Here is a 13,380-nt window from a genome sequence, read left to right as displayed (position 1 = left end):
GGGCGGGCTCCTGGGGTGTCGGGATGGGGCGGTGATACCGCGACGCAAACGTGGACGGGGGACTTGCCTTGAACTCGCCCGTCGTTTCCCATGCTGCAGTGCAGCAGTCAAGCGGATTTTGTGCAGTGCACAATGACCTGCCCGTTCGCTAGGCGCCGGGCGTTCACGCAAGAGTTGAACGTATCAGGCGCGACAAATGGGCCCGTTCAAGTCCTGTTTACCATCGCGCAAGGCTACCGCTGGCATGCTAGGACTCACCTGGAGTGGCCCGGGGGGCCGCTTAACCCTTTGTATCGACGGACGAACCGTATGTTCGAGCGCGCCCGCCGCCTGATTGCGTCTCTTGCCCTCGCCGCCGCGACCGCCATCGCGCCGGTGGCGGCCTCGACCGCACAGGCTCAGGTTCCCTACCTTCAGCTGCCCGCCAGCCAACCCAAGTACGCGGCCATTGTGGTCGATGCGAAGACCGGCGAGGTCATGTACGCCAAACGCGCGGACAGTCCCCGGTATCCCGCCTCGATCACAAAAGTGATGACGCTGTACCTGGCGTTCGAGGCGCTGGCGGCCGGTCGCATCCATCTCGACGACCCGGTGGTGATCTCGCCCCGCGCCGCGGCGCAGGCGCCGACCAAGCTCGGCCTGCGCCCCGGCGAGACCCTGACCGTCGAACAGGCGATGCAGGCTCTGGCGATCAAGTCGGCCAACGACATCGCCGTCGCCCTGGCCGAAAAGCTCGGCGGCTCGGAAGCCCGCTTCGCGGCGATGATGACCCTGCGCGCCGAAGAGCTCGGCATGCAGAACACCCGCTTTGTGAACGCCTCGGGCCTGCCCGACAGCCGCCAGGTTTCGACGGCTCGCGACATCGCCATCCTGTCGCGCGCGGTGATGCGCGACTACCCGCAGTACTACAAGCTGTTCAGCCAGCAGAGCTTCACGTTCCGCGGCGTGACCATGCGCAACCACAACGGCCTGCTCGGCCGCATGCCCGGCGTCGACGGCCTGAAGACCGGCTTCACCAACGCCTCGGGCTTCAACATCGCGGTGTCGGCCGTCCGCGACAATCGCCGCCTGATCACGGTGGTGCTCGGCGCGCCGTCGACGGCCGTGCGCAACAACAACGCCGAGGACCTGATCCTGACCGGCTTCGACGTCATGGCCCGCCGCGACCGCGGCGAGAAGATCACCGTCGCCCAGAACCTGTTCGAACCCGAGCCCACCGGGCCGATCGTCCGCCCCTCGATCGAGCAAGGCGACAACGAGCAGGACGGCCTGAAGATCGTGCTCGCCTCGGCCAGCCCGCCCCCGTCCGCCGCCCGCACCAAGATCGTCGAACCTTCGAAGAGCGCCCTGCGCGACAAGAAGGCCGCCGGCAAATGGTCTGTCCAGGTCGGCGCGTTCAAGTCCAAGGCCGACGCCAAGGAGCAGCTCGCCCTGGTCACCAAGCGGTTCGGCAAGCACTTCAGCGCCGCTAATGGCGAAGTCGGCGGCAAGGTCGGCGGCTCCTACCGCGCGCGGTTCTCGGGCTACACCGAGGCCTCGGCCAAGGACGCCTGCCAAGCCCTGAAGGCCAAGCGCCTGGCCTGCATGGTCGTCCGCCCAGCCTGACGAACTACTTTTTCAACAGACGATCCCTGGCCGCGTTCAGCTGCGCGGCCAGGCCGCTGGTCCCACCCTTGTCGGGGTGGGCCATGCGCATCAGGCGGCCATAGGCTTCCCGGATCTCAGTTTCGGTGGCGTTCGGCCCGACCCCGAGAATGGAGCGCGCCTCGCTGTCGCTGATGCGGCCGGCGGTCGGCGGAACCGCCATGCCGGTCCGGCGCGTCGAGACCGCCAGCCACAGCCCCATGACCACCAGCACGATGGACTTGCCCCACCCGCCGCGCACGCCGACATAGGCCGCCGCCGCGAAGCAGGCGATCGCCAGCGCACCGGCCAGGAACCGCCACTCTCGCCGCTTCAACATCGGCTTGCCTCGGGTGATCCAGACCAGCAGGAACAGCGCCAGGCAGCCAAGAGCAAGATAGAGCATCTGAGCCCGGCTATTGCGCCGCCAGCAGTTCTTCGCCGTCCAACCCCGACAGACCCAGCGAGCCCATCAGCGCCCGCAGCTCCTGGCGCGCGGCCACGTGCTGCAGCGACATCGCCACCGGGCGGATCGTCGGCGACAGGTCGGCGATGGTCAGGCCGAACGGGAACAGCTCGCGATAGATCACCCGGTCGCGCAGACCCGGCCCGACGCGGAAGCCGACCCGCCGCGACAACGCCTGAACCCGCTCGTCAAGGCGCTTGCGGTTGCGCGCCTCGGTCGGCGCCAGGCGATTGCGGAGCACCACCCAGTCGATCGACTTGCCGGTCGCCACGGCCCTGACCTTGCGGCTGTTCCAGACCGTCTCGGAGTAAAGGCTCGGGCGCTTGAGCTCCAGGCTCACGGGATCGACCACGCCCAGCATGTCGAAGTCGACGAAGCTGTCGTTCATCGGCGTGACGACCAGGTCGGCCTGTCCGTGCGCGGCGCGGCCGATGGCCGTGTCGCTGCCGGGCGTGTCGATCAGCACGAAGTCCGCCTGCTCGGCCGCCCGGCCGAAGGCGTCCTCGAACTGGGCCAGCGCATCGGCGTCAGCGGCCTTGGCCAGCTCGGCCGGCAGCTGGAATTCCAGCGGCATCGGGGCCGCCGCGCCGTTGGCGTCCAGCCAGGCCCGGCGGTGGGCGAAGAAGTGCGCCATCGACTGCTGGCGCACATCGAGATCCAGGGTCGCGACCTTGGCTCCCGCGTGCAGCAGGGCGGTCGCGACGTGGATGGCGATGGTGGACTTGCCCGCCCCGCCCTTCTCGTTCCCGACGACGATCACCTTGGCTTGTGACATCGATTCTCAACTCCAAAACCGATTCGGCGACTTCGCACCGATTCTATTGGTTAACAGGAACCTTCACCACGACGCGGCGTCAACGTAAGGCGCCGCTACGGCTGTGGATGGAATGGACGACGCCAGTCGACCGCGCCATAAGCCCCACACCCTGCTTAGCGAGTACATCATGCCTCAGATCGCCATCGTCCGCACTGTCGCCGACCTCCGCGCCCAGGTGGCGGCCTGGCGCCGCGCTGGCGAACGGGTCGCTCTGGTCCCGACGATGGGCGCCCTGCATGAGGGCCACCTGTCGCTGATCGCCTTGGGCAAGGCCAAGGCCGACCGCGTGGTCGCCAGCGTGTTCGTCAATCCGACCCAGTTCGGCCCCAACGAAGACTTCGACGCCTACCCGCGCGGCGAGGCTCGCGACGCCGAACTGCTGGCCGGCGCCGGCTGTGACCTGCTCTTCGCCCCGACGGTCGGCGAGATGTACCCGCAAGGCTTTTCCACCACCGTCAACGTCACCGGCGTGACCGAACCGCTCGACGGCGCCGCCCGGCCCGGCCACTTCGCCGGCGTCGCCACGGTGGTCTCGAAGCTGCTGCTCCAATGCGGGCCTGACGTGGCGATCTTCGGCGAGAAGGACTTCCAGCAACTCCAGGTCATCAAGCGCGTGGTCCGCGACCTGAACATTCCGGTCGAGATCGTCGGCGCCCCGACCTCACGGCTCGACGATGGCCTCGCACGCTCCTCGCGTAACGCCTATCTCAGCGAGGCCGAGCGCGAGGTCGCCGGCCGCATGAATGTCGCGCTCGCCGACGCCGTGCGCCGCCTGCAAGCCGGCGAGACGATCGAACGGGTGGAGGCCACGGGCCTCGCCGCCCTTGAGCGCGCCGGCTTCCAGCGCATCGACTACTTCGAGGTCCGCAACGCCGACGACCTCAGCCATCCGGGCCCCGGCCCGCTGACGGTTCCCGGCCGCGTACTGGCCGCCGCGGTGATCGGCAAGACCCGCCTGATCGACAACATGGCGGTCTAGCGGCGCGCCGCTACCAGGCTCCGGCCTCGCGCAACTGCCGCGCCAGCTCCGGCGGGATGTCGCCATCGACCCCGCCGGACAGGTCCGGCGGCGCGTCCTTGGCGTCGAGATAGCGCCAGCCCTGGAATGCACGCCGCGGGGTCGGCGCCACGCGGATGATCTCCGGATCGACGGTCACCTGGCAGCGCGCGTTGACGCCCTCGCCGACGGTGTCGACGGCCAGGATGGTCTGGCGGCACATGATCACGCCCTTGAACACCCGATAGAGCGATCCGCCGTCCAGCAGTTCGGCGGCGCGCTTGGGCGTCTGGCGGGTGTGCATGATCCAGGGCCGGCCCGCCTGGTGCCAGGCGAGCAGGTCCTCGATGGTGTCGCACCCCACCACCAGCTTGATCATGTGCAGCGACATGGTCGTTAGGCCAGCCAGTTGGGTTTGCGCTTTTCGAGGAAGGCTCGCACCCCCTCCTGCCCTTCGGAGCTGACCCGCACGCGGGCGATGCGCCGCGCCGTCTCTTCCATCACCTCTTCGACCGGGCGATAGGCGACGTCCTCGACCAACTTCTTTGACTGCGCGACCGCTTCGGGACCGCAGGCCATCATCTCCTGGGCGATCCGGTCGCGCGCCTCGGTGAGTTGCGCGCCGTCGGCGACCACCTCGCTGACCAGTCCGACCTTCTCCGCATAGGAGGCGTCGAACACCTTGCCGGTGGCGAACAGCGCGCGCGCCTCGCGCGGGCCGACCGCCTGGACGACATAGGGGCTGATGGTCGCGGCGATGAGGCCAAGCCGCACTTCCGAGAAGCTGAACTTCGCGTCGGCCGTGGCTATCGCCATGTCGCACGCCGCCGCCAAGCCTGCGCCGCCGCCATAGGCCCCGCCCTCGACCAGCGCCACCGTCAGGGCCGGAATGTCCCACAGGCTCTTGAGCATGCGGGCCAACAGCATGGCGTCGTCGCGATTGTCCGCCTCGGTGCGGTCGACGGCCTCGCGCATCCAGTCGAGGTCGGCGCCGGCGCTGAAGGTCGAACCCGCGCCGCGCAGGAACACCACCCGCACGCCTTCGGCGCCCTGCAGGGTCTCGAACGCCTCGTGCAGGGCCGCAATGAGCTCGGCGTTGAAGGCGTTGCGGCGGATCGCCCGGTTGAGCGTCACGGTCGCCACGCCCTCCAGGGTCGCGTCGATGTCGACGAGGCGGGAGTCGGCGTCGGTGTCGGTGATTTCGACCAGCGGGTCGGCGATCGGATTGGTCATGGCTGCGGTCTCCTGGATCCTTCAACAACGCTGGAGCGGAACTTTGGATCAGGCCAAGCCATAGCCCCCCGGGGCGACGCAAGCTAGGCTGCCGGCGTGGTCAGCTTGCCTGATATTCCCAGCGAATCGGCGTTGGCCCGCCTCTTCTACGAGGAGCGCGGCCACGGCGAGGCGACGTGGTTCTCCCTGCCAGGCGGAGCGACGCTGTTTCAGGCCGGCGAGCCCGCCGACCATCTCTACTTCCTGCGCGCCGGACGCCTGGGCGCCTTCCGCAAGGAAGAGAACGGCGAGCCCCAGTTCCTGGGCGTGATCCGGCCCGGCGAGCCGGCTGGCGAGATGTCGCTGATCACCGGCGCCCCGCATAGCGGTACGGTCGTCGCGCTGCGTGACTCCGAAATCTTCGCACTCCCGCGCGAGGCGTTCTTCGAAGCCGCCGAGACCGACGCCTCGGTGATGACCGAACTGGCGCGCCTGATGATCCTGCGCAGCCGCCAGGCGGTCAGCAAGACGTCGATCGGCGAGCCCTCGGTCTACGGGTTCGTCGCCACCGGCGGCCCCGTCGCCGTCCGGCCCCTGCTCGACAAGGTCGCCCGCGAGATCGGCCGGCTCGGCTATTCGGTGACCGTGGTCGGCAGCGAAGCCCAGCACGCCCCCACCGAATGGTTCTCGGAGGTCGAGCGCGACTACGACTTCGTGCTCTACGCGGCCGAGGCCGAAGACATCGGCTGGAAGCAGGTCGTCGGCCGCCAGGTCGACCGCCTGTTCCGGGTCGCTCGCGGCGACTCAGCGCCGCCGCCCGAGGGGCTGGCCCATGGCGAGCCGCTGCAGGCCCAGGGCCTGGTCGACCTGATCCTGGTGCAAGCCAAGAGCTGCAAGGCGCCGAAGGGGTCTCAGGCCTGGGTGGACACGCTGCGGCCCGCCCGACTGTTCCACGTGCGCCGCGACAACGCCGACGATGCCCGGCGGATCGCCCGGCTCCTGACGGGCCAGTCGGTCGGCCTGGTGCTTTCCGGCGGCGGCGCGCGTGCCTACGCCCACGTCGGGGCGATCAAAGCCCTGCGCGAGCGTGGCGTGCCGATCGACTTCGTCGGCGGCGTCTCGATGGGCGCCATCGTCGGCGCCGGCCTGGCGGTCGGCTGGGATGGCGAGGAAATGGAGCGGCGCATCCGCGACGCCTTCGTCACCACCAGCCCGCTCGACGACATCGCCCTGCCCCTGCTGGCCATGACCCGCGGCGAGAAGGTGCGCGAACGCCTGGCCAAGCACTTCGACGACATCCAGATCGCCGACCTGTGGCTGCCGTTCTTCTGCGTGTCTTCCAACCTCACCACCGGCGCCTATCAACTGCACAAGAGCGGCCTGCTGCGCGAGGCGCTGCGCGCGACGATTTCGCTGCCCGGCGTGCTGCCGCCGGCCACCACCGAGGACAACAACGTGCTGGTCGACGGCGCGGTGATGAAGAACTTCCCCGCCGACCTCATGCGTCTGACCCAGCTCGGACCGATCGTCGGCGTCGACGTCAGCCGCGGGCGCTCGATCACCGCCGACGATGTCGCCCGCCCGGAGTCGGTCTGGCGCTGGATCCGTTCGGGCCAGTGGCGAAAGGGCCCGCCGATCGTCTCGTTGCTGATGCGGGCTGCGACGGTCTCCACCGGGCGCGACCTGGCTGCGGCGCGCGAAGCCACGGACGTCCTCATCACGCCCGACCTGACCGGCGTGGAAATCCGTGATTGGTCCGCCTTCGAGCCCGCCGTCGAGGCTGGCTATCGCGCCACGATCGAGGCCCTCGACAAGCTGCCGCGGCCGGTGACGGAGCTACGCCGTAGGGCCGGCCGCAACGATGAACCGGTCGTGCAAGCTGTCACGCTCGCTTGATCGGCGACGAAGGGGTTTGCGAACTGGAAAAACCGTCCCATATTGAAGGTCCTGTTCAACAGCTGAAAGGAGGTGACCCAGTGTCTCATTGTCCTCATCCGAGTGTGGAAGCCGCGACCCGGGTCGCCGCTTACGAGGTCTCCAAGTAAGCGCCGAGTTGCGGGCCGCACTGCGGTCCGACAATGGAAGGGCCGGTTCTCGAAAGGGAGCCGGCCCTTTGTCTTTCTGGGTGTTCGAAACCACCCTCATTACCTCTGAGGTCATGGAGCCCGTGCTCAGCCCTCGCTAGTCTCGCCGTATGATCGCGACAGCAACCGCGGTGGGCGACCACCTCCGTCAATGGCGCCAGCGCCGCCGGCTCAGCCAGCTCGACCTTGCGCTCGACGCCGAGATTTCGACCCGCCACCTCAGCTTCCTCGAAACCGGCCGCGCCCAGCCCAGCCGGGACATGGTGCTGCGCCTGGCTGAGCACCTGGAGATCCCGTTGCGCGAACGGAACACCATCCTGGTCGCCGCCGGCTTCGCCCCGGTGTTCCCGCAGCGCTCGCTGGACGACCCCGCCCTCGCCGCCGCGCGCAGGGCTGTCGACATCATCCTCGCCGGCCACGAGCCCCACCCCGCACTGGTCGTCGATCGCGGTTGGAACCTGGTCAGCGCCAATCGGATGATCGCGCCGATGATGGCGGGCGCTGCGCCGCACCTGCTGTCGGGACCACTGAACGTGCTGCGGCTGACCCTGCACCCGGAAGGCCTGGCGCCGCGAATCTGCAATCTGCACGAATGGCGCGCCCACCTGCTCGATCGTCTGCGCCGCGAGGTCGAGCTGACCGCCGACCCGGGGCTCGCGGAGTTGCTGACCGAATTGAAGGCCTATCCGATCCCGGGCGGCCAGCCGCCGCGCAAGCCGTCGGACGAGTTTGGCGGCGTCGCCATCCCCTTCCGCCTGCAGACGCCCGCGGGCGTGCTGTCGTTCTTCTCGACGACCACCGTCTTCGGCACGCCGGTCGACGTGACGCTATCGGAACTTACGCTGGAGACGTTCTTTCCCGCCGACGCCGAAACCAGCCAGGCGTTGCGCGCCTTGGCCGACGCCTTGCCGGCTTAGAAGTCGACGCAGGCCGGTTGCGTGACCAGCAGCACCGACTCCTGGTGGAACCGCGACTTGTAGGCCTTGCGCGCGGCGTTGAGCTTCAAGTTCGCCTCGATGCCGTTGGGCAGCACCAGAACCACGACCTTGGAGGCTTCGCGGATGAGCTTGTTCTCATCGCCCTTCCACTGGCCGCCGCCCTCGAGCACGGTCAGGCCGCTGGGAAACCGCGGCGTCAGCTCGTCGTCTACGAACTTCCGAAAATCGGCCTCGGAAACGCCGGGTTTGCCGCCGATGTTCTGACCGAAGAAGAGCTGAGCTGTGCGCATCGGCTCCTGCCCGGCGGGGCAGCTAGGCCCTATCAGACTGGCGCAGCCCCCGAGCGCCAGGACGCTCAGGGCTGCCGTGACGGTAACGACGCGCTTCATGTGACATGGTTAGCACGCGTCGCGGCTAAGGCGGAACGGCCCCGTGGCTATTCGTCGCGCTCGAGTACGGCATCCACGTGCTCGATGTCGGGGCGGCCGAGCCGGTCCAGGATCATGTAGACCGCGACCCCGATCAGCCCGACGCCGGCGATCCCCGCCAGCCAGACCACCGTCCCCGGATTCACCGCCCCGACGGTCTGCGGCTGCGGCATGTTCAAGGCCCAGAACAGGCAGCCGCCGAACAACGCCACGCCCGCCCCGGCCAAGCCAAACGCCGGCGCCAGCCCGGGGCGCTTGGCCGCGGAAACGACATCGTCGGCGGGCGGCGCCAACTCCTCTGCAGCCGGTTCCAGGACAGCCTCGACGTCGGGCGCGCTCTCGACGGGCGGCTCCTCGAACAGGCTCGGCTCGGCGACAGGCTCAGACTCGTTGGCGGCCACCAGTTCGAGCTTCGGGGCCTCGTAGGCCTCGGGCTCAGCGAACTCCTCCTCCACCGGCGGCGTCAGCACGAAGGCCGGCTCGGCCGCGGGCTGCGGGAACGCGGCCGTCGCCGGGCCCGGCTCATCGATGACCAGCCGCGGCGACGGCTCGACGACCGGCCCGTTATGCAACGGCTCGCTGAAGATGCTCGCCAGGCGGGACGAAACTGATGCTGCGGCCGCGGCGGCAGGGCTCTGCTGATCGTCCTCCAGGACATCGCCGACCCGCCGCTCCGACTGGATCTCGTCGCGCTCGACGACCACCTTGGCGCCGTCCATCGGCGTGGTCAGCGCAGTGGGCGTCTGGCGCGGTACGACGCCCAGGGCGTCCAGGTCGATATTGGGCCGCACGACCGGCGACGGCGCCGGGACCCAGCCGTTCATCGGCGTCAGGAACAGCGTCTTCTCCGCCGACCGGCGGCGGACCAGGGCGTCGACGACGATGGTCTCGCCCTCGAACTCGGCCTTGCGCCAAAGCTCCATCGCGCACGCGGCCTGGATCAGGCTGCCCTCGTTCAGCCGCCGCAGCACCGACGAGCGTCGGAAGTTCTCGAGTCCGATGTTGAAGGCGAATGCGGTCAGCGAGTCGAACTGGTTCTGGTTAAGCGGCGTGAAGACCCACTCGTTGATCGAATGCGAAACGGCGATCAGGTCGTAGAGCAGCAGCGCCTCGGCATCCTGCTCCGAGACTTCGGCGCCCTCGCGGGCGGTCTGGGTGTGGCCATGACCAATGGTCCAGCGGCCATCGGGCAGCTGGGCGGACTTCCGGCGGTAGCCTTCGAAGCGCTTGATCAGCTCGATCGCCGATCTCGACACCTGGTTACGCGGTTTCATGGCCGATTGACCCATTCTGACACATGGGCGCATGCGCCCAGGGCTTAGCCGGCAAGATAGAGGCCGGTTACAGCAGGATCACTGCGGCGAGGCCTAGAAAGGCGAAGAAACCTGTGAAGTCCGTGGCGAAAGTCACGAAAACTGAGGATGAAACCGCCGGGTCGCGGCCCATCCGTTCGAGCACCAGCGGCGCCAGCACCCCGGCCAGCGAGGCGACGAACAGGTTTATGATAAGCGCGAGCCCAAACGTGACGCTCAGCATCAGGTCGCGGAACAGGAAATAGATCACCCCGCCGGTCACCGCGGCCAGCGCCGCGCCGTTGGCCAGGCCCACCGCCATCTCGCGGAAAACCGTCCGGTAGGCGTTCACCGAGGACAGTTCCTTGCTGGCCAGCGCCCGGACGGCGACGGCCAGGGCCTGGGTGCCGGCGTTGCCGCCCAGCGAGGCCACGATCGGCATCAGCACGGCCAGCGTGACCAGCTTGGCGATCTCGCCCTCGAAGGCGCGGATGACGCTGGCCGCAAGGGCCGCCGTCACCGTGTTGAGCGCCAGCCAAGGCAGGCGCGCCCGGATGATGTCGAGCACGTCGGCGTTCCGGCCGGCGTCGGACACCCCGGCCAGGGCGAGGATATCCTCCTCGCTCTCTTCCTGGATGACGCCGACGATGTCATCGACCGTGATCTGACCGACCAGCCGCCCGCCCGGCTCCACCACCGGGGCCGAGATCAGGTGGTACTTGTCGAAGATGTAGGCGACCTCTTCCTGGTCCATCCCGACCGGGATTTCCGTCACCGGCTCCATCAGCTGGGCCAGCGGCGTGCTGCGCGGCGCGCGCAGCAGGTGGCTGACCGGCGCAGCGCCGACGGGCTTGTAGCTCGGGTCCACGACATAGACGTCGAAGAACAGCTCGGGCAGGTCGTCGGCTTCCTTGCGGAAGTGGTCGATGGTCTGGCCGACGGTCCAGAACTGCGGCGCGGCGACGACCTCGCGCTGCATGATGCGGCCGGCGGTCTCGTCCTCGTAGGCCAGCGAGGTCTCGATGGCGGTCCGCTCGGTTTCCGGCATCGCCGCGAGCACCTGGACGCGCTTGTCGTCCTCCAGGTCGTCGACGACATCAGCGGCGTCGTCGGAATCGAGCTCCTCCAGCACCTTGGCGAGAGTGGCCGGCGACACGGTCTCCAGCACTTCCTCGCGAATCTCGGTGTCGAGCTCGGAGAGAATCTCGGCCAGCGCCTCGGGCGCCAGATGGGCCACAACTTCGTCGCGGTATTCGGCCGACAGGAATCCCATCAGGTCGGCGACGTCGGCCGGGTGCAGCGCGGCCAGCAGTTCGCGCAGACGCTCGGCGTCGCCGCGATCGGCGGCGTCCACCACCATGGCCACGAATTCGGGATTTAGCGCGTAGTCCTCGCCGAGGGCGAGGTCTTCAAGGTCTTCTTCGAGCTCAGGAGCAATCTTGTCGCCAGCTTCGGACAGGTCGGCCGTTTCGCGGCTCATGCTGACCTCCCAAGGCGTCGGACGAAGATGTGCTCAGTCGCTGTTGAAGACCCTGATTCACTGGTGCGGTCGAGAAGACTCGAACTTCCACGGGTTGCCCCACAGCGACCTCAACGCTGCGCGTCTACCAATTCCGCCACGACCGCTCGTGGTGAGGCGCGGCAGGTAGCAAACCCCCGCAGCTTTGTGAAGCCCTACTGACCGCCTGCCATGAAGTCATACACATCTGCCGCACGTGTGACGGCGATCGAGATGCGATCTTCGTTGATCTGAATCTCCCCGCGGGCGACCGGATGGTTGTTCGCCAGGATCCAGACTTCCTCGTTCACGCCGGCGTCCAGCGGAATCACGGCGCCGCGGCCCATGCGCAGAAGTTGCTGCATCGGCAGGCTCGATCGGCCCAGCAGGACCGATATTTCGACGTTGACCTCGTTGACCTGACCCAAGACGCAAAGCCTTTGAAATACTAGACACATCACGGGATGGGCTTTGACGCGCCCGGTCCCGTCACCACATTGGGTCCAACATGCTTGACCGCTCGTTAAACCTCCCGCCTGACGCACCGATCTTCGGCCGAGGCGACGGCCTGCCCGCGCAATGGGCGCTGTCGCGCGCCCCGGTTCCCTACCCCGAGGCTGTCTCGGCCATGGAAGCGCGCGCCGCGGCCATCGCCGACGGAACGGCGGGCGAGCTTATCTGGCTGCTGGAACATCCGCCCCTCTACACCGCGGGGATCTCGGCCAAGGACGACGACCTGCTGGAGCCGAATCGATTCCCCGTCTTCGCCAGCGGCCGCGGCGGGCAGTTCACCTATCACGGCCCAGGCCAGCGGGTGGCCTATGTGATGCTCGACCTGACCAAGCGCCAGCGGGACGTCCGCGCCTTCGTCGCCAGCCTCGAGGCCTGGGTGATCGGCGCCCTGGCGCGCTTCAACGTCGAGGGCGAGATTCGCGACGGCCGCGTCGGGGTCTGGGTCGAGCGCAAGGCGCCGGGCGCTCCGCCCCGCGAAGACAAGATCGCCGCCATCGGCGTCAAGCTGCGCCGCTGGGTGTCCTTCCACGGCATTTCGCTGAACGTCGAACCCGACCTCGGGCACTTTTCGGGCATCATCCCCTGCGGCCAGACCGAGCACGGGGTCACCAGCCTCGTGGATCTGGGCCTGCCGGTGACCATGGACGAGGCCGACGAAGCGCTGCGCGCCAGCTTCCGGCTGGTGTTCGGCGAAGTCGAAGAGGCGCCCGCCCCGCTTTAGGCGCCGAGCGGTCGCAGCGGATTGGGTCCGAAGCGGTTGGCGCCCATCTCGCTGCCCATCACCCCGAGCTCGACCGCCGCCCAGACCAGCGCCACGCCGAACAGGAAGTCGAAGAACCCGACCGGCTGCGGCCACACCGCGACCAGCGCGAACAGGATCAGCGCCGCCCACCAGCCCGACTTGCCGCGGTCATGCAGGCGCTTCGACAGCACGCAGGCCCCTGCATAGATCAGCGCCGGATAGACGAACCAGCCGGTCAGCCAGTGCAGGGTGACGCCCACCACCGCTTCGTAAACCGCCGCGAGGCCGAGCAAGGTCGCCGCCGCGATCAGGAACGGCGCACGTCCGATCCGCCCCTGCGCCGAGAGCAGCAGCGCGCCCCAATCCGTCTGGCCATTCATGCCCCCTCCGGTCCGCTCTAGCGGAGTTTGACGGCCGTGCCGGCGGCGGTGACCATCAGCATGCCGTTGTCGGCGCCCAGCGCCTCGTAGTCCAGGTCCACCCCGACCACCGCATCGGCGCCCAGCTTGGCCGCCTCGTCACACATCTCCCGGAGGGCGATGTCGCGGGCCTCTCGCAGGGCCTTCTCATACCCCCCGGCGCGGCCGCCGATGATGTTGGTGATGCCGGCGAACAGGTCGCGGAAGATGTGCGCTCCGATGATCGCCTCGCCGCTGACCACCCCGACGGTGCGGGCGATTTCACGCTCGGCGACATAGGGCGTGGTGCTGGTGATCATGGCGGCTCCTGGCGACGCACTTTCGCGAACGGCTCGCCGACCTTAGATTGAC

At 68.4% G+C, this 13,380-nt stretch carries 15 protein-coding genes and 1 tRNA gene; 5 read left to right on the top strand and 11 right to left on the bottom strand.

Annotation, left to right across the window (positions count from 1 at the left end):
- Positions 1-309 precede the first annotated feature (309 nt).
- The gene (locus ACSQ2H_RS08835) at positions 310-1,605 is read left to right on the top strand and encodes a D-alanyl-D-alanine carboxypeptidase (RefSeq protein ID WP_436061048.1); all 1,296 of its coding nucleotides are present in this window, start codon (positions 310-312) and stop codon (positions 1,603-1,605) included.
- A 4-nt stretch (positions 1,606-1,609) separates the two neighbouring features.
- Here the strand turns inward: ACSQ2H_RS08835 and ACSQ2H_RS08830 are convergent, their stop codons facing one another.
- Together ACSQ2H_RS08830 and ACSQ2H_RS08825 are read right to left on the bottom strand one after the other, a co-directional pair.
- Positions 1,610-2,029 (bottom strand): J domain-containing protein, encoded by a 420-nt coding sequence (locus ACSQ2H_RS08830; RefSeq protein ID WP_436061047.1) that lies wholly within the window; start codon positions 2,027-2,029, stop codon positions 1,610-1,612.
- A gap of 10 nt (positions 2,030-2,039) precedes the next feature.
- On the bottom strand, positions 2,040-2,864 hold the full coding sequence (locus tag ACSQ2H_RS08825; protein ID WP_436061046.1) for a division plane positioning ATPase MipZ: 825 nt from the start codon (positions 2,862-2,864) through the stop codon (positions 2,040-2,042).
- Between the two features lie 169 nt (positions 2,865-3,033).
- Between ACSQ2H_RS08825 and panC the strand changes: the two genes are divergently transcribed.
- Positions 3,034-3,885, top strand: coding sequence for a pantoate--beta-alanine ligase (panC, locus tag ACSQ2H_RS08820; RefSeq protein ID WP_436061045.1), 852 nt, complete (start codon positions 3,034-3,036; stop codon positions 3,883-3,885).
- Between the two features lie 10 nt (positions 3,886-3,895).
- Here the strand turns inward: panC and ACSQ2H_RS08815 are convergent, their stop codons facing one another.
- A complete protein-coding gene (locus tag ACSQ2H_RS08815; RefSeq protein WP_436061044.1) occupies positions 3,896-4,294 on the bottom strand; it encodes a DUF1489 family protein in 399 nt (132 codons plus the stop codon).
- A 5-nt stretch (positions 4,295-4,299) separates the two neighbouring features.
- Positions 4,300-5,136: an enoyl-CoA hydratase-related protein gene (locus ACSQ2H_RS08810; RefSeq protein WP_436061043.1), complete on the bottom strand. Its 837-nt coding sequence runs from the start codon at positions 5,134-5,136 to the stop codon at positions 4,300-4,302.
- 96 nt (positions 5,137-5,232) lie between these two features.
- Here ACSQ2H_RS08810 and ACSQ2H_RS08805 point away from each other — a divergent pair, with 96 nt between their 5' ends.
- Positions 5,233-7,011 (top strand): patatin-like phospholipase family protein, encoded by a 1,779-nt coding sequence (locus ACSQ2H_RS08805; protein WP_436061042.1) that lies wholly within the window; start codon positions 5,233-5,235, stop codon positions 7,009-7,011.
- Between the two features lie 298 nt (positions 7,012-7,309).
- A complete protein-coding gene (locus tag ACSQ2H_RS08800; protein ID WP_436061041.1) occupies positions 7,310-8,116 on the top strand; it encodes an MmyB family transcriptional regulator in 807 nt (268 codons plus the stop codon).
- On the opposite strand, the gene ACSQ2H_RS08795 is transcribed toward ACSQ2H_RS08800, so the two are convergent.
- The 5 genes from ACSQ2H_RS08795 to ACSQ2H_RS08775 form a co-directional block, all read right to left on the bottom strand.
- Entirely contained in the window at positions 8,113-8,427 is a 315-nt protein-coding gene (locus ACSQ2H_RS08795) for a DUF3574 domain-containing protein (RefSeq protein ID WP_436061040.1), read from the bottom strand. The genes ACSQ2H_RS08800 and ACSQ2H_RS08795 overlap by 4 nt on opposite strands.
- 146 nt (positions 8,428-8,573) lie before the next feature.
- Entirely contained in the window at positions 8,574-9,839 is a 1,266-nt protein-coding gene (locus tag ACSQ2H_RS08790; protein ID WP_436061039.1) for a glycoside hydrolase family protein, read from the bottom strand.
- A 67-nt stretch (positions 9,840-9,906) separates the two neighbouring features.
- Entirely contained in the window at positions 9,907-11,337 is a 1,431-nt protein-coding gene (gene mgtE, locus ACSQ2H_RS08785; protein WP_436061038.1) for a magnesium transporter, read from the bottom strand.
- Between the two features lie 61 nt (positions 11,338-11,398).
- Positions 11,399-11,483 (bottom strand) — tRNA-Leu (locus tag ACSQ2H_RS08780).
- 48 nt (positions 11,484-11,531) lie between these two features.
- On the bottom strand, positions 11,532-11,813 hold the full coding sequence (locus tag ACSQ2H_RS08775) for a FliM/FliN family flagellar motor switch protein (RefSeq protein WP_436063559.1): 282 nt from the start codon (positions 11,811-11,813) through the stop codon (positions 11,532-11,534).
- Positions 11,814-11,863: 50 nt separating this feature from the next.
- Between ACSQ2H_RS08775 and lipB the strand changes: the two genes are divergently transcribed.
- The gene (lipB, locus tag ACSQ2H_RS08770) at positions 11,864-12,589 is read left to right on the top strand and encodes a lipoyl(octanoyl) transferase LipB (protein WP_436061037.1); all 726 of its coding nucleotides are present in this window, start codon (positions 11,864-11,866) and stop codon (positions 12,587-12,589) included.
- On the opposite strand, the gene ACSQ2H_RS08765 is transcribed toward lipB, so the two are convergent.
- Both ACSQ2H_RS08765 and ACSQ2H_RS08760 read right to left on the bottom strand, forming a co-directional pair.
- Complete coding sequence (locus ACSQ2H_RS08765; protein WP_436061036.1) at positions 12,586-12,990, bottom strand: DUF805 domain-containing protein; 405 nt, start codon at positions 12,988-12,990, stop codon at positions 12,586-12,588. The genes lipB and ACSQ2H_RS08765 overlap by 4 nt on opposite strands.
- A 17-nt stretch (positions 12,991-13,007) precedes the next feature.
- Entirely contained in the window at positions 13,008-13,328 is a 321-nt protein-coding gene (locus ACSQ2H_RS08760) for a heavy metal-binding domain-containing protein (protein WP_267231822.1), read from the bottom strand.
- Positions 13,329-13,380: the final 52 nt, after the last annotated feature.

Origin of the sequence: Phenylobacterium sp. LjRoot97, from assembly GCF_964254345.1 — a bacterium.
Taxonomy (GTDB): Bacteria; Pseudomonadota; Alphaproteobacteria; order Caulobacterales; family Caulobacteraceae; genus Phenylobacterium.
Note: the sequence above shows the minus strand (reverse complement) of the source record. Positions and strands in the feature narration are given on the sequence as shown.